The following is a 15,494-nucleotide window of genomic DNA, read 5'->3' as shown; positions in this document are numbered from 1 at the left end:
CGAGACCACGCTTGTCCCGCCGCACCGGCGGAACCCGGTCGTCACCCGGGGCACCCCGTCGCGGTGGAAGGGTTGCCTGCCAGCAAGCCGGGGCCGATGACCTCACGGACAGGGAGAACCTGCCCGAAGGGCGCTGACAATCGTGACCGTCCCCGACAGTGTCGGCGCGCTCCGTGAGGCCGTCAAGAAGGCCTCCGCCGCAGTCTCATCAGGTGGTCACCCGGTCTGTCTCCGGCCGGACATGTGAGGTGGAACGGGCCGGACACCGATGCGGAACAGGCCGGACACGCGATGCGGAACAGGCCTGTCTCCGGCCGGAGATGTCACGCGGAACAGATCGTGCGGCCCGGTGGTTGTCGCTGTCGAGGACACGCGGCGATGTGAGAACGGGCATGATCTCCGGGCATTGCGCACCGCTGTGGCCTCCCGTAACGTCCACAGCAGGTTATGAGCGTCAGCGTCAAGCCCTGGCTTGCTGACCGGCAACCCTCCTCCGCGGCGGGGTGCTCCAGGTGACGACCAGGTGGCACCCGACCGGGTTCCGCAAGCGCGATGCCGACGCGGCCCCAGGGCCCGCCGAGCCGGAAGGGCGGAGGTGACCGACGTGCAGGCCGTGCTTCTCCTCCGTGTCATGGTTCTCGCCCCGCGCCGTCGCGTGCACCTGTACACCCGGCCGCACATCGACCTCCAGCGCGTGGCCGGCGCGCTCTGTCGTCCCTGACCCGTCACCCAGCCGCCGCACCTCCGCACCGGGGCCCGGCGATCTCGTACGGTCGATCAGGAAGGCACCTTTTCCGTGTCCTCGTCACCTTTGTTGCCCTCGTCCCCCTCTCCTTCATCCGCCGAACTGCACCTGGCCGTCGCCCTCGACGGCGCGGGCTGGCATCCGGCCGCCTGGCGCGAGCCCGTGGCCCGTCCCGACGACCTGTTCACCGCCTCGTACTGGACCGACCTGATCACCGAGGCCGAGCGCGGTCTGCTCGACTTCGTGACCATCGAGGACGGACTCGGCCCCCAGTCCGCACGCCTCAGCGAGCCGGACGCACGCACCGACCAGGTACGCGGCCGGCTCGACGCCGTTCTCATCGCCGCCCGCGTAGCGCCGTTGACCAGCCACATCGGGCTGGTGCCGACCGTGGTCACCACCCACACGGAGCCCTTCCACACCTCCAAGGCCATCGCCACCCTCGACTACGTGAGCACCGGCCGGGCGGGGCTGCGCGTACAGGCGTCGGCACGGCAGAACGAGGCCGCGCACTTCGGACGCCGTTCGTTCCCGAAACTCCACGTCGAGGACCTGGAGACCCCCGCGCTACGGGAGTTGATCGTCGACCTCTTCGACGAAACCGCCGACTACGTCGAGGCGGTACGCCGGCTGTGGGACAGCTGGGAGGACGACGCGGAGATCCGGGACGTCACCACCGGCCGCTTCGTCGACCGCGACAAACTGCACTACATCGACTTCGAGGGCAAGCACTTCAGCGTCAAGGGCCCCTCGATCACGCCCCGTCCGCCACAGGGGCAACCCCTGGTCACCGCACTGGCCCACGAGTCCGGGACAGGCGCGCCGTTCCGGCTCCTCGGCCGCAGCGCCGACATCGGATACGTGACTCCGCACGACGCCGGGCAGGCACGCGCCGTCATCACCGCCGTCCGCGCCGAACAGGCGGCTGCCGGACGCGCCGAGGAGCCGTTGCACCTCTTCGGGGACCTGGTGGTGTTCCTCGACAACGACCCCGCCGCCGCGGCAGCCCGCCGGGAGCGCCTCGACACCCTCGCCGGCTACCCGTACACGAGCGACGCGCGGGTGTTCACCGGCACTCCCGTACAACTGGCCGATCTGCTGCAGGAGTTGCAGCAGACCGGGCTGACCGGCTTCCGGCTGCGCCCCGCCGTCGCCGGCCACGACCTGCCGGCGATCACCCGGGGCCTGGTCCCCGAACTCCAACGCCGCGACGCCTTCCGGCACTCCTACGAGGCCGACACCCTGCGCGGGCTGCTCGGACTCGCCCGCCCCGCCAACCGCTACGCCGCCCACGTCTGAGCCGGAGGGACCCCACTCATGAGCAGGTCGACCGACAAGCCGCTCAAGCAGATCCACCTCGCGGCGCACTTCCCGGGCGTCAACAACACCACCGTGTGGAGCGACCCCGAAGCCGGCAGCCACATCGAGTTCAGCTCTTTCGCACACTTCGCGCGGACCGCCGAACGCGCCAAGTTCGACTTCCTGTTCCTCGCCGAAGGCCTCCGCCTGCGCGAACAGGGCGGCAAGATATACGACTTGGACGTGGTCGGACGCCCCGACACCTTCACCGTCCTCACCGCGCTCGCCGCCGTCACCGAGCACCTGGGCCTGACCGGCACCATCAACTCCACGTTCAACGAGCCCTACGAGGTGGCCCGTCAGTTCGCGAGCCTCGACCACCTCTCCGGCGGGCGCGCCGCCTGGAACGTCGTCACCTCCTGGGACGCCTTCACCGGGGAGAACTTCCGCCGCGGCGGCTTCCTGCCGCAGGAGGAGCGGTACTCCAGGGCCAAGGAGTTCCTGGCCACCGCCAACGAACTGTTCGACTCCTGGCACGGTGACGAGATCATCGCCGACCGGGGGAGCGGCACCTTCCTGCGGAACGCGCGGGCCGGAGCCTTCGTGCACAAGGGCCAGCACTTCGACATCGAGGGACAGTTCAACGTGCCGCGAAGCCCGCAGGGCCGCCCGGTCGTCTTCCAGGCCGGAGACTCCGACGAAGGACGCGAGTTCGCCGCCGCCGGCGCGGACGCGATCTTCAGCCGGTACAGCACCCTCAAGGAGGGGCAGGCGTTCTACACGGACGTCAAGGGCCGACTGGCCCGGCACGGCCGCACCCACGACCAGCTGCTGATCCTGCCCGCCGCCACCTTCGTCCTCGGAGACACGGACTCCGAGGCGGAGGAGATCTCCCGCGAGGTGCGCCGCCAGCAGGTCAGCGGCGCCACCGCCATCAAGCACCTCGAGTTCGTCTGGAACCGCGACCTGTCCGCGTACGACCCGGAGGGGCCGCTCCCCGACATCGACCCGGACCTCGGCGAACACACCATCGCCCGGGGCCGCGCCCAAGTGCGCATGTACCGCGACCCGTTGGCCACGGCCACGGAGTGGCGGGAGCTCGCCACCGCCAACAAGTGGTCGATCCGCGACCTGGTCATCGAGACCGGAAACCGGCAGGCGTTCGTCGGCTCCCCGGCGACCGTCGCCGAGACCATCGACGACTTCGTCCAGGCGGACGCGAGCGACGGCTTCATCCTCGTCCCGCACATCACTCCGGGCGGCCTCGACGCCTTCGCCGACACCGTCGTACCGCTGCTCCAGGAACGCGGCGTCTTCCGCACCGAGTACGAGGGCACCACCCTGCGCGACCACCTCGGCCTGGCCCACCGCGACACCGACGCGCCGGCCGAGCGAGCCGCCTCGTGAAGTTCCTCGCGATCACCCTGATCGTGCACGCGCCGGACCCGGTGACCGGCGTACGGAAACCGACCAACGCGCGTTTTCGCGAGGTCATCGACAACGCGCTGCTGGCCGAGGAGCTGGGCTTCGACGGCTTCGGCGTGGGGGAGCGCCACGAACGCCCGTTCATCTCCTCCTCGCCACCCGTCGTCCTCAGCCACATCGCCGCCCTCACCTCGCGCATCCGTCTCTTCACGGCGGTCACCACGCTCAGCCTCCTTGACCCGGTGCGCGCGTACGAGGACTACGCGACCCTGGACCATCTGTCCGGCGGCCGACTGGAGTTGATCATCGGCAAGGGCAACGGAGCCGCCCAGCGGGAGCTGTTCCAGGTCACGCCCGAGGACCAGTGGGAGCGCAACGCCGAGAGCTACGAGGTGTTCCGGCAGATCTGGCGGCAGGACAAGGTGACCGCCGCGACCCGCTTCCGCCCGGAGCTGAGCGAGGCGGAGGTGTGGCCCCGGCCGTTCCAGCAGCCCGTCCGGGTCTGGCACGGCAGCGCGACCAGCAAGGAGTCGGTGGACCTCGCCGCCCGCTACGGGGATCCGCTGTTCTCGGCGAACGTCACCAACCCGATAGAGCCGTATGCCGAGTTGATCCGCCACTACCGGGAGCGCTGGGAGTACTACGGCCACGACCCGGCCCGAATCGCGGTCGGTGCCGGTTCCGCGGGCTACTACGCCGCCCGCACCTCGCAGGAGGCGGTCGCCGCCTACCGGCCGGTCTTCGAGGGGCAGTTGGCGTTCCAGAAGGCACTGGGACTGGAGCCGGTGTTCCCGACCCTGGAGGACTACGTGGAGCGCAGTTCGGCGCTGATCGGCAGCCCTCAGCAGGTGATCGAGAAAGTGCACCGCTACCACGAGCGGTTCGGGCACACCGTGCAGCACCTGCAGGCGGACGCGAGCGGGCTGACGGGGGCTCAGCACCGCGCCTCCCTCGAACTCTTCCAGTCCGAGATCGCGCCCGTGCTGCGACGGGAGATTCCCGATCCGCCGTTCGCGTGGGGACCGGTGTTCGCCGAAGCGGTCCCGGAGGCGTCCCCTGCGCCGGTCACGTCCCCGGTGCCGGCCACGTCCCTGGCGCCGGTCACGTCCGCGGCGCCTGCCGCGGTCACGCCGGAGCAAGAGCCAGAACCACGGCCAGACCCGGCGCCTCCGTCAGCGTCCTCGTCCCTGCCCGCACCCGCCGACCGGTGAGGAGACCCGTTCCATGTCCGACATCCCCCTCGGCGTTCTCGACCTCGTCCCCATCTCGTCCGGCTCCACGGCGGCCGAGGCGCTGCGCAACTCCATCGATCTGGCCCATTGGGCGGAGCGGTTCGGGTACGCCCGCTACTGGTTCGCCGAGCACCATCTCAACCCGGGCGTTGCGGGCACCTCACCGGCCGTCGTCCTCGCCCTGACCGCCTCCGCGACCTCCACGATCCGGCTCGGTTCCGGGGCCGTACAGCTCGGTCACCGCACCGCCCTCGCCACGGTCGAGGAGTTCGGCCTGGTCGACGCGCTGCATCCGGGGCGTCTGGATCTGGGGCTCGGCCGTTCCGGCGGGCGCCCGCCGACAGGGCCCGCCACACCGCTGCCGACCACCACACCGGTCGTGGACGGCCGAACCGCTAACGGGCTGCGGATTCCCCCGCGGTTCTCCTTCGAGCACCTGCTCGGCTCACCCCGCGTCGCGCTCCACCAAAAGCTGCTTCAGCTGCCGAACGCCCGGTCGCAGGACTACGGCGAGCAGATCGACGACATCCTCGCGCTGCTGGCGGGCACCTACCGCTCCGAGGACGGCGTCGAGGCGCACGCGGTGCCGGGTGAGGGCGCCGACGTACAGATCTGGATCCTGGGCAGCAGCGGCGGCCAGAGCGCCGACGTCGCGGGCCGCAACGGCCTGCGGTTCGCGGCGAACTATCACGTCAGCCCGGCGACGGTGCTGGAGGCGGCGGAGGGGTACCGGGCGGCTTTCCAGCCGTCCGAGGTGCTCGACAAGCCGTACGTCAGTGTCTCCGCGGACGTCGTCGTCGCCGAGGACGACACCACAGCGCGCGAACTCGCCACGGGTTACGGGACGTGGGTCCGCAGCATCCGTACGGCCGAGGGAGCGATCGAGTTCCCGACCCCCGAGCAGGCCCGCGCCCATGTCTGGACCGACGAGGACCGGGCGCTGGTCCAGGACCGCCTCGACACCCAGTTCGTCGGCTCCCCTGGCCGGGTCGCCGATCAGCTGGAACAACTCCAGGAGTCCACCGGCGCCGACGAGTTGCTCATCACCACCATCACCCACGGCCACGCCGACCGGGTGCGTTCCTACGAGCTGTTGGCCGAGGAGTGGCGGCGCAGGTGACACGGCCCGCACAGGGTGTCGGCCCGTCCGCCGGGCGGGCCGACACCGGGCGGAGCCGGGCGGGGTTTCAGCTTCCGAGGAGTTCGCTCACGAGCTCGGCGACCTGCTCGGCCTCGATGAGGAAACCGTCGTGACCGTAAGGGGATTCGATCACCCGGAGGTGGTCGGCCGCGGGGATTCCGGCCGCCAACTCCGCCTGCTGGGAAGGCGGGTAGAGACGGTCGGAGGCGACTCCGGCGACCAGGGTTCTGGCGGTCACCCGGCGCAGCGCGGTACTCGTTCCGCTTCGGCCGCGACCGACGTCGTGGGTGTTCATCGCCTCGGTCAGCGTGACGTAACTGCCCGCGTCGAAACGGCGAACCAGCTTCGCGGCGTGATGGTCGAGGTAGGACTCGACCTGGTAGCGGCCGCCGTTCCACGGGTCCTCCGTGCCTTGCGGCACGCGGCCGAAGCGGACCTGTAGTTCCGGCTCGCTGCGGTAGGTGACGTGGGCGAGGCGACGCGCCAGCCCGAGTCCCGAGTGCGGGCCGAGTCCGGGTCCGGCATCGTGGTAGTCGCCGCCGTGCCAGTACGGGTCGCCGCGGACGGCGTGCAACTGGATGTTGGCCCAGGCGATCTGCTCCGCGCTCGCCGCGGCCGTGGTGGCGAGCAGCAGGAGCGCGTCCACGCGCTCCGGATACGACACCGCCCACTCCAGGGCGCGCATCCCGCCCATGGACCCGCCGACCACCAGGGCCCAGTGATCGATGCCCAGCGCGTCGGCCAGGTCGGTCTCCACCGAGACCTGGTCACGCTGCGTCAGACGGGGGAAGGCGCTGCCCCAGGGGCGCCCGTCGGGACGACGTGAGGCCGGCCCGGTGCTGCCCTGACAGCCGCCGAGCACGTTCGGGGCGATGACGAACCAGCGGTCCGTGTCGAGCGCGAGGCCCCGTCCGACGAGGCCGTCCCACCAGCCGGGCGTCGGGTGTCCGGGCCCGGCAGGTCCGCTGACGTGGCTGTCGCCGGTGAGCGCGTGCAGCACGAGCACGGCGTTGGAGCCGTCCGGTGCCAACTGCCCCCATGTCTCGAACGCCACCCGCACACCCGGCAGTTCGCCGCCGGCCTCCAGCGGCAACGGCTTCTCCCGGGTGTGCCATTGCCGGCGCCCGGGCGGGTCCCCCTCCCGCCAGGCCCCGGAGGCCGGCGGGAGGGGAACCGCAGGGGTTGTCGGCACGGTGTTCAGGACGCGCCCTTGGCCGCGCGGAAGCCTGCCTCCAGGTCCGCCTTGAGATCGGCGAGGTTCTCGATGCCGACCGACAGCCGCACCAGGCCGGGCGAGGTGCCGGTCGCCACCAACTGCGCCTCGTCCAGCTGACTGTGGGTGGTGGACGCCGGATGGATGATCAGGCTGCGTACGTCACCGATGTTGGCGAGATGGCTGAACAGCTCGACCGCGTCGACGAACCGCTTGCCCGCCTCGACACCGTCCCGCAGCTCGAAGGCCAGCACCGCACCCGCGCCGCGCGGGAGATAGCGCTGCCCCGCTTCGTACCACCGGTTGGACTCCAGCCCCGGATAGTGGACGGCGGCCACCTCGTCGCGCTGCTCCAGCCACTCGGCCAGTGCCTGGGCGTTGGCCGAGTGCCGCTCGATGCGCAGACTGAGCGTCTCCACGCCCTGGAGGAGCAGGAAGGCGGAGTGCGGCGCGATGGCGGGGCCGAGGTCGCGGAGGAGCTGGACCCGCAGCTTGATGGCGAAGGCGCCGGGACCGAGCGCCGGCCAGTACCGCAGGCCGTGGTAACTGGGGTCCGGCTCGGTGAAGTCGGGGAAGCGCTCGGCGTGCGCGCCGAAGTCGAAGGTGCCGCCGTCGACGACCACACCCCCGATGGTCGTACCGTGCCCGCCGATGAACTTGGTCGCCGAGTGGACGACGACGTCCGCGCCGTGCTCGATGGGGCGCAGCAGATACGGGGTCGGCACGGTGTTGTCCACGATCAGCGGCACACCCGCCTCGTGCGCCACGTCCGCCACCGCCCGTACGTCGAGCACGTTGCCGCGCGGATTGCCCAGCGTCTCGGCGAACAGCGCCTTGGTGTCGGGCCGGATCGCCGCCCGCCAGGCCTCGAGGTCGTCCGGGTCGTCGACGAAGGACACCTCGATGCCGAACTTCGGCAGGGTGTGGCGGAACAGGTTGTACGTGCCTCCGTACAGGGAGGTGCTGGACACGATGTGATCGCCGGAACTCGCCAGCGTGAGGATCGCCAGGGTCTCGGCTGCCTGCCCCGAGGCGAGTGCCACCGCCGCCACGCCTCCTTCCAGCGCCGCGATCCGCTGTTCGAAGACGTCCTGGGTGGGGTTGTGGATGCGGGTGTAGATGTTGCCCGGCTCGGCGAGCGCGAACAGGTCGGCCGCGTGCTGGGTGTCGCGGAAGACGAACGAGGTCGTCTGGTAGATCGGCACCGCCCGCGCTCCCGTCGTCGGGTCCGGCGCGGCACCGGCGTGGATCTGCTTGGTCTCGAACGACCACGCCGTGGTGTCGGGGCCTGCGGGTTCGTCCTCGGGGGTGTGGCCTGCGGTGACGGAGTCGATCGGCTGGCTCATGGTTCTCCCTTGTACGGGGTGCGCGGGTGCGTCGGTACGGAGGTGCGGGCGGTCACCGCGAGGCTGTGGACCGCGCCCGGACAAGGCAGCGGACAGCGCGAACCGCGGTGGGGAGGAGAAAGGGGTGATCAGGTGCCGGAGCGCGGAGTCAGCTCACGGCCGGACAACCAGTGGTGGTGACACGCACGTAGTCGACGTGGCGGCGGGTCACGAGCACGGTCATACAGCCAGGAAACCATAGATGTCCGGCACGCACCACCATGGCCGGAGTACCGAAGTACGTTCTCGGGTCGGCCCGTTGCCGGCCCTCGCCGCGAGGCGCAACCGACCTCGAAACCGACCCGGCAGCGCCCGCCGTACCCATCTCGTTCATGACACGTGAGACGCCGGGGCGTCCCAGGGCTCGGTCACCCGGCGGACAGTGGTGGTGGACGGCAGGGTCATGGTTCCTTGCGGACCGGCCGGCCGGGCAGAGTCGTCACCTCTGCCGCCACGCACACCATCAGCACCCGCCGGGCGGCGGTCTTCTCCCGGGAGCATGCGCACATGGTCACACCGAGGACCGGCCCGTGTCCTGGGCCCCGGCCGCCTGTTCGCAGAACGGAAACACCGCGTTCGCAGGCCGTGCGACGGGACGCCGGCCACGGCCGGAAAGGGGACCCGCGGCCACGCCGGAACAGGGGAGTGCGGCCACAACCGGAAACGGGACCGCGACCGCGTCGGGAACTGGCTTCAGGCGGCGTCGTGGAACACGAGGCCCAGCGTGTGGCGGCGCCCCGAGCGGACGGTGCTCACGCCGTGCCGCATCGGACCGTTGGACCAGCCGCGCCGGGATGCCACCGGCCGGTCGCGCGTCGTGAAGACCAGCCCGTGCCCCTGCGGCAGGGTCGTGGAGGAACCTCGCGACTGCGCACGCGGACGCTGCTCGGTCATGATGAACTCGCCGCCGGTGAAGTCGACTCCGGGGGCGTCGAGGCCGATGACGACCTGGAGCGGGAAGAGCATCTCGCCGAACACGTCGCGGTGCAGCGCGTTCCAGTCGCCCGGCCCGTAACGCAGCAGGATCTGCGCGGACTTGGCCTGCCCGGCCGCGTGGCACATCGCCACCCACTCCTCCAGGCTGTCGGGCCACGGCGCGGGCCGCCCCAGCCGGCCGGCCCATTCGCGGGCGACCGGCAGCAGGCGAGGATAAAGAGTCGCACGCAACTCCCTTACTGCATCGGGTAGTTCGTGGGTGAAGTAGCGGTACTGGCCCGAGCCGAAGCGGTGCCGGGCCATGTCGACGGTCGTACGGAAGCGGTCGGCGTCGGCGTACAGCGCGGTGATCTCGTGGCACCGTCGGGGGGCAGCAGGGACCGGCCGGTGAGCGCGCTGCCGTGCTCGTCGAGTTCGGCGGTCAAGGCTTCCCAGTCGACGGCCGCGACACGGTCGGCGAGTTGGCCGGCCCGGTCCGTCGCCATCGACCGCGATGCGCCGGTCACGACGACGGAGCGATGGCCGGGCGCGCGTTCTCCAGATCCAGGAGCCGCTGCTTGCGTTCAAGTCCAGCCGCGTAGCCGGCGAGCGCGCCGTTCGCGCCGATCACCCGGTGACAGGGGCGCACCACCAGCAGCGGATTCGCGCCGATCGCCGTGCCCACGGCACGCACCGCGACCCTCGATACGCCGATCTGCGCGGCGATTTCGCCATAGCTGACGGTGGTCCCGTACGGAATGACCTCCAGCGCCTTCCACACCCGCTGCTGGAACTCGCTGCCGCCACCGACGTACTCGATGTCGAAGTGGGTCAACCCGCCCTCGAAGTAGGTGCGCAGCTGGAAGATGATCTCCCCGAACGCGCCGGCGTCCTCGACCCAGCCGTCCTGGACGACGGCACCGGATTTCTGCCCGGGCATCGACAGCGAGGCGAGCGCCGTGCCGCCCTTCGCCGTGGCCGACTCCTCGCCCACGAGCAGGAGTTCACCCAGCGGGCTGTCGATCCTCGTGTAGACCGTCATCGGTCCACGTCCTTTCCTCTGTTCCGGTCCATCTTCTCCACCTCCAACAATGAGGTGTTCCGGGTGCGGCCGCTGGCGGGATTCGGACGTCACGCTTCGGCGGACACGAGCCGGTCGGCGGCGTTCCAGAAGTAGTGCATGGCATACGTGCGCCAGGGCCGCCAGGCTTCGGCGTCGACCGGATCGGCGCCGGCCCGGCGCATCCCTCCCCGGACCGCCGGGTCGCCGGTGAGCAGTACGTCCGGGTCGCCCAGGGCGCGCATCCGGATGTAGCCGGCGGTCCGGGGGCCGAGGCCGCCCAGGTCGAGCAGCGCCTTCTCGGCCTCGTCGCGGTCGACGCCGGCGTCGAGGCTGACGGTGCCGTCGGCGAGTGCGCGGGCGACCGTTCGCAGGGTGTCGCGGCGTGTCTCGGGCAGGCCGAGCTCTCCGAGCGACGCCTCCGCGAGGTCGTCGGCGCTGGGGAAGACATGGGTGAGCCCACCGCTGGGCACCGCGAGGGGCTGTCCGTACGCGGCGACCAGGGCCGCGCCGAGCTTCTGTCCGGCGGGCACGGAGGCCTGGGCCCCCAGCACCGCGCGGACGGCGAGTTCGTGCGGGTCGGCGGAGCCCGGGGCCCGCAGCCCCGGCCGCAGCGCGACCAGCGGCGCGAGCGCGGTGTGGGAGCCCAGCCGCTCACCCACCGCGTAAGGGTCGGCGTCCAGGTCGAACAGGCGCCGGATCCGCTGGGTGGCCGTGGTCAGGTCGCGCAGATCGCCGAGGTGCAGCTGGCAGGCGAGCCAGCCGCCCTCTCCGACCACCTCGCCGACTTCCGCGATACCGGTGCCGTGGGGGAGGCGCAGGGTGCGCCGGTACGTCCGCCCGCCGCGCTCGCCGGTGAGTTCCTCGACGCCGGTGACGGACCGCTCGCCGAGGTGGTCGAAGACTTCGGCCGCCGCGTACGGGCCACGGTGGGCGAGCCGCAGCGGCACCCCGCCCGCTCCGTTCGCCGTACCGACCGATCCGTAGCGTGCGGACCGGCCCGGTTTCGCCGCGCGCAGCCCGCTGGGGGTGACGGCGTAGATCTCCCGGACGGTGTCGTTGAACTGCCGCACGCTGGCGAATCCGGCGGCGAAGGCGATCTCCGCGGCCTGGAGTGTCGTGGTCTGGAGCAGGATCCGTGCGGTGTGGGCCCGCTGTGCCCGCGCCAGCGCGATCGGCCCGGCGCCCACCTCGGCGTTCAGCTGCCGCTGCACCTGCCGGGCGCTGTAGCCCAGGCGCGCGGCGAGTCCTGCCACTCCCTCGCGGTCCACCACGCCGTCACCGATCAGCCGCATCGCGCGGCCGACCGCGTCCGCGCGGGCGTCCCACTCGGCCGAGCCGGGTACCGCGTCGGGGCGGCAGCGGCGGCAGGCCCGGAATCCAGCGCCCTGTGCGGCGGCCGCGGTCGGGAAGAAGCGCACGTTCTGCCGTTTGGGGGTGGTCGCCGGGCAACTGGGGCGGCAGTAGATCCCGGTCGTGGACACGGCGAAGAAGAACTCGCCGTCGAACCGGGCATCGCGGCTGCACACCGCCTCGTACCTGCTGTCGTCGGTCGTCACCCTTCCACTGTGGTCCAGGACCGGGCACCGCGCTGGCGGAAAACGGACATCACGCTCCCGGCGGACGGCACCCACCGACGGAGGCAGGCGCCGTCCACCGGCGGAGGCGGGCCCCGTCCACCGGCGGAGGCGGGCGCCGCGCACCGGCACCCACCTCCGCGGCGCCGGGATCAGCGCCTGGTCAGCCGTACGGACAGGCCCCCGGCCGTGTGGACCGGCACCGCCCGGAACCCCTCGGCCTGCACGGTGATACGGCCGAACCGGCCCCGCAGGGAAGGCGCCGCGATCACCGGGACAGTGGTCCCCGAGGCCGGCGGACGGGAAGCGTCCAGCCGTATCGAGAGCACGCTCTCGTCGTCGAGCAGGACCCGCCGGTCCACCGTGAGCGCGGGTGAGTGCCCGGCGCGGAGCGTCACGTCCAGGGTCGCGCCGGACGCCTGGGTGTAGGAGCCACGCACACGTGTTGCCGTGGCCGCCCGCAGTGTGCCGCCCTGCACACGGACGTCACCGTGCCCCAGCGCGCCCGCGGAACCCGCGGTCAGCGTGCCCCCTTCCACCACCGTCCCGCCCGTATGGCTGTTGGCTCCCGTCAGGGTCAGCGAACCGCTGCCGCGCTTGACGAGGCCGCCGCGGCCGGAGATGTCGTTGCGCCAGGTGTCGGCGGCGCCGAAGCCCCCGTCGGCCGCGTTGAGGGTGACGGTCACGTCGGAGTCGAAGGCTCCGTACCCGTCGGCGGCGGCGAAGAGGTTGAGGCGACCCCACTGCTCGAAGCCGTCGAGCAGGACGTAGCCGGACGGCAGGGCGGTCGTCCGGAGAACCTCGCGGCGCTGGGCCGCGTCGAGATAGGGGAGCCGTGTCTCCAACAGGACCTCGGCGCCCTTGGGCACGGTGAGGTCCCGGGAGCGGCCGTGCCGGGTCAGGATGTACGTCAGACGCGGCGTGAGCGCGCGGGAGTTGGCGGCGCGGTCGGCATACGGATCGGTGCGGACATCGGCGGAGTGCGCGTAGGCGTACAGCGTGTCGGCCGTCGTACCGGTCTGCTGCTGGAAGTACGCGGCGGCCTGGGCGCGCGCCGCGGCCTTGAGGGCCGCGTACTGCGGGTCGGCCAGGGTCGCGGCGGCGAGGGCGGTGGCCATGACCCGGCCGCTGAGGACGTCGACGGGGGAGTGCATGCCCGCCGTGATCCGGGTGTCGCTCAGCTCCAGCGCCCGGGTCACGAGCTCCTGGAAACGTTCCGGCACGGCGTACGCGAGAGCCAGGGACGCCAGGTGGAACGCGTTGGTGTGGCCGCTCGGGAAACCGGCGTCGTCCACCGGGGAGGTGCTGCGCTGCCGCAGCAACTGCGTGGCGACGACGACCTCCGAGTCGTAGACCGGGTAGCCGAGGGCGTCCTTGGCGCCGGTGTCGACGACCTCGCTGTCCTCGTTCATGCGCCACGGACGCGGGTACTGGAAGGCGTACTTGCCGGGGTTTCCGGAGGCGTACGGGCCGCGCACGGTGTCGACCAGCTTGGCGACCTGGCCGAGTGCCGAGTCGTAGGAGCCCGCGCCGAGCGCGGAGCCGGCGGGGGCGTCGGCCGGTACGGCGTCGCTGATCGTGGTCGCGGGGGTGGTGTCCGGCGCGACGGTGATCGACGTGACCGCCTTGGCACCCGCCCTGTAGAGGTCGGCCAGCGGACCGAGTCCGGCGATCATCGCGTAACTCTGGTGCTGGCGGTCGTAGATGAAGGCTTCCTTCGCCTGCCGCTCCGTGCGCGCCGCGGTGATCCGGGCGCAGTGGCGCATGTTGGCGCGCAGTACCTCGGGCCTGATCGGCGTGCCGGTGTTCCAGGCGTCGCCCGTCTTCCACACCTCGGCCATGCCGCCGAGGATCCGGACCACGGCGTTGGTCTCGGGCGTCAGGTTCGTCAGGACGTTCGTCGTGTAGTCGTCCACGAAGGCGGCGGCAGCGGTGGTCGCGGCCTTCGCGTCCGTGGCGGCGAGCCAGGTGGCCAGGGTGGGCGCGGCCACCACGCCGGCCGTGGCGCCCAGGGAGGTCTTGAGGAATCCGCGTCGGTTCACGGCGCGTTCGGTGAGCGGTGCGGGGGACTGCTTCCCGGCGGAGGACGGCATGGGCTGCCTCTCTTGAGTTCTTCGGCCCTGCGGCCGGCGAGTCGGTGCGATCGGTACCGGCTCGTGGGGCGCCGGGTGACAGGTGTGCTGAATGCGCTTTCTGCGGTGTACCAGCGAAGAACTACTGCCGAGTAATGTCGGAGGGGAGGAGACTCGGCGACCGGCGCGTGTCAGAGGAGTGAACGGGCCATCGCGACGGCCCCCTTGACCGGGGGCGCCCGCAGCGGCCTCGGCCGGGCCGACGGGACGGCGCCGGCCAGGGACGACACGAACGCGTCGTACAGCGCGGGTTGGGCCAGGACGGTGCTGCCCGCGACCACCACGTCGTCGACGGTCACGCCGCGTGTGGCGAGCCGTGACACGAGCGCGGCCAGTGCCTGCCCGCCTTCGGCGATCACCGTGCGGGCGACGGACGATCCGGCCTCGGCGGCCGCGAACACGGCCGGCGCGTGGCGGCCCCACTCGGCGGAGATGTCCGTGGCGCGCTCAAGGGCCGCGCAGAGCAGGGGGACTTCGGAGACGTCGAACGCGGACAGCAGGCCCAGCGCGAGCGCGTCCGGCTCCTCGCCGCGGTCGTGTGCCGCCCATACGGCCCGGACCGACTCGCGGACGAGACCGGCCGCGCCGCCCTCGTCACCCAGTACGGCGCCCCAGCCGCCGACCTGCACGGGGCTGCCGTCGGCGAGCCGGCCCACCGCCACCGAGCCGGTGCCCGCGACCAGCCCTACGCCCTTGTCCAGGCCCGCTGCGGGGACGAGGAGTTGGGCATCGCCGACGACCAGCGCGGGCGCGTCGAAGTGGAGTTGGAGAGCGGTGCGCAGTTGCTCGCACTGGCGCGGGGTCTCGCAGTCGTGTCCGCCGACCGCGAGTGCGGAGGGGCGTACGCCCGCCGGAAGGGTGTCGGCGAGCAGTGCGGCCAGCCATCCGGCGGCGGCCACGGGGTCGTGCGGCCGCCAGCCGCCGCTCGTGCGGACGCGGTCGGCCACGAGGGTGTCGCCGGCGAGCGCGCGGACATGCGTCTTGGTGCCGCCCACGTCGATACCGACGACCAGGGGTACGGAATCCTGCACGGGTTCTCTTTCGTCGTTGCGCGGTACTGCGACGGCGGGCGAACCGTGCCTGGAGGAAAGGGATGTGGAGGTCCTAGGGCCTGTCTGGCAATTCCCGTCTGCCCCGCGACGCCATGCACGCACTCTCGCCGCACCGGGCGCAGACCCAAGTACATCCAGTACGAGGTCCACGCCCGGCACGCCGAGAGCACGCACCTACGCGGACATCTGCCGCTGCGCGGCGGGCGCGAGGCCGCCCTCCGGGCGACGACGGGAATTGTCAGACAGGCCCTAGGGAAGCCCCGGGACGGGCCTCGGACGGAACACGGCAGGCGAGTACCGTGACGTTCGTTAGGAAGT

The 15,494-nt window shown here is 71.8% G+C and carries 11 protein-coding genes, 1 pseudogene and 2 riboswitches; of the genes and pseudogenes, 5 read left to right on the top strand and 7 right to left on the bottom strand.

All coding sequences use genetic code 11. The features are described 5' to 3' along the window. Window positions 1-2: 2 nt before the first annotated feature. Window positions 3-148, bottom strand: a riboswitch (SAM riboswitch). 295 nt (window positions 149-443) lie between these two features. Further along, a riboswitch (SAM riboswitch) is annotated at window positions 444-556 on the top strand. Window positions 557-595: 39 nt separating this feature from the next. The 5 genes from ACIBLC_RS11450 (at window position 596) to ACIBLC_RS11430 (ending at window position 5,821) form a co-directional block, all read left to right on the top strand. Next, window positions 596-721, top strand: coding sequence for a putative leader peptide (locus ACIBLC_RS11450; protein WP_399210600.1), 126 nt, complete (start codon window positions 596-598; stop codon window positions 719-721). Window positions 722-796: 75 nt separating this feature from the next. Continuing rightward, window positions 797-2,044, top strand: a complete 1,248-nt coding sequence (locus ACIBLC_RS11445; RefSeq protein WP_399210599.1) for an LLM class flavin-dependent oxidoreductase — start codon at window positions 797-799, stop codon at window positions 2,042-2,044. A gap of 18 nt (window positions 2,045-2,062) precedes the next feature. After that, window positions 2,063-3,451 carry an NtaA/DmoA family FMN-dependent monooxygenase gene (locus tag ACIBLC_RS11440; RefSeq protein ID WP_399210598.1) on the top strand — a complete coding sequence of 463 codons (1,389 nt, stop codon included), beginning with the start codon at window positions 2,063-2,065 and terminating at the stop codon, window positions 3,449-3,451. Beyond that, on the top strand, window positions 3,448-4,680 hold the full coding sequence (locus tag ACIBLC_RS11435; protein WP_399210597.1) for an LLM class flavin-dependent oxidoreductase: 1,233 nt from the start codon (window positions 3,448-3,450) through the stop codon (window positions 4,678-4,680). Before ACIBLC_RS11440 ends, ACIBLC_RS11435 begins: the two co-directional genes overlap by 4 nt. 13 nt (window positions 4,681-4,693) lie before the next feature. After that, window positions 4,694-5,821 carry an MsnO8 family LLM class oxidoreductase gene (locus tag ACIBLC_RS11430; protein ID WP_399210596.1) on the top strand — a complete coding sequence of 376 codons (1,128 nt, stop codon included), beginning with the start codon at window positions 4,694-4,696 and terminating at the stop codon, window positions 5,819-5,821. A 67-nt stretch (window positions 5,822-5,888) separates the two neighbouring features. Here the strand turns inward: ACIBLC_RS11430 and ACIBLC_RS11425 are convergent, their stop codons facing one another. The 7 genes and pseudogenes from ACIBLC_RS11425 to ACIBLC_RS11395 form a co-directional block, all read right to left on the bottom strand. Continuing rightward, a complete protein-coding gene (locus tag ACIBLC_RS11425) occupies window positions 5,889-7,034 on the bottom strand; it encodes a homoserine O-acetyltransferase (RefSeq protein WP_399210595.1) in 1,146 nt (381 codons plus the stop codon). Between the two features lie 5 nt (window positions 7,035-7,039). Further along, window positions 7,040-8,401, bottom strand: coding sequence for a bifunctional o-acetylhomoserine/o-acetylserine sulfhydrylase (locus ACIBLC_RS11420; RefSeq protein ID WP_399210594.1), 1,362 nt, complete (start codon window positions 8,399-8,401; stop codon window positions 7,040-7,042). A gap of 732 nt (window positions 8,402-9,133) precedes the next feature. Continuing rightward, window positions 9,134-9,861, bottom strand: a pseudogene (locus tag ACIBLC_RS11415) (2OG-Fe(II) oxygenase). A 17-nt stretch (window positions 9,862-9,878) separates the two neighbouring features. Next, on the bottom strand, window positions 9,879-10,397 hold the full coding sequence (locus tag ACIBLC_RS11410; protein ID WP_399210593.1) for a methylated-DNA--[protein]-cysteine S-methyltransferase: 519 nt from the start codon (window positions 10,395-10,397) through the stop codon (window positions 9,879-9,881). 89 nt (window positions 10,398-10,486) lie between these two features. Continuing rightward, the gene (locus ACIBLC_RS11405; protein WP_399210592.1) at window positions 10,487-11,974 is read right to left on the bottom strand and encodes an AlkA N-terminal domain-containing protein; all 1,488 of its coding nucleotides are present in this window, start codon (window positions 11,972-11,974) and stop codon (window positions 10,487-10,489) included. Window positions 11,975-12,144: 170 nt separating this feature from the next. Further along, complete coding sequence (locus ACIBLC_RS11400) at window positions 12,145-14,085, bottom strand: phosphatase PAP2 family protein (RefSeq protein WP_399210590.1); 1,941 nt, start codon at window positions 14,083-14,085, stop codon at window positions 12,145-12,147. A gap of 170 nt (window positions 14,086-14,255) precedes the next feature. Continuing rightward, window positions 14,256-15,155: an N-acetylglucosamine kinase gene (locus ACIBLC_RS11395; RefSeq protein WP_399210589.1), complete on the bottom strand. Its 900-nt coding sequence runs from the start codon at window positions 15,153-15,155 to the stop codon at window positions 14,256-14,258. Window positions 15,156-15,494 lie beyond the last annotated feature (339 nt).

Origin of the sequence: Streptomyces sp. NPDC050535, from assembly GCF_044457665.1 — a bacterium.
Lineage (GTDB): Bacteria > Actinomycetota > Actinomycetes > Streptomycetales > Streptomycetaceae > Streptomyces.
This window is presented reverse-complemented; position numbering and strand designations above follow the sequence as displayed.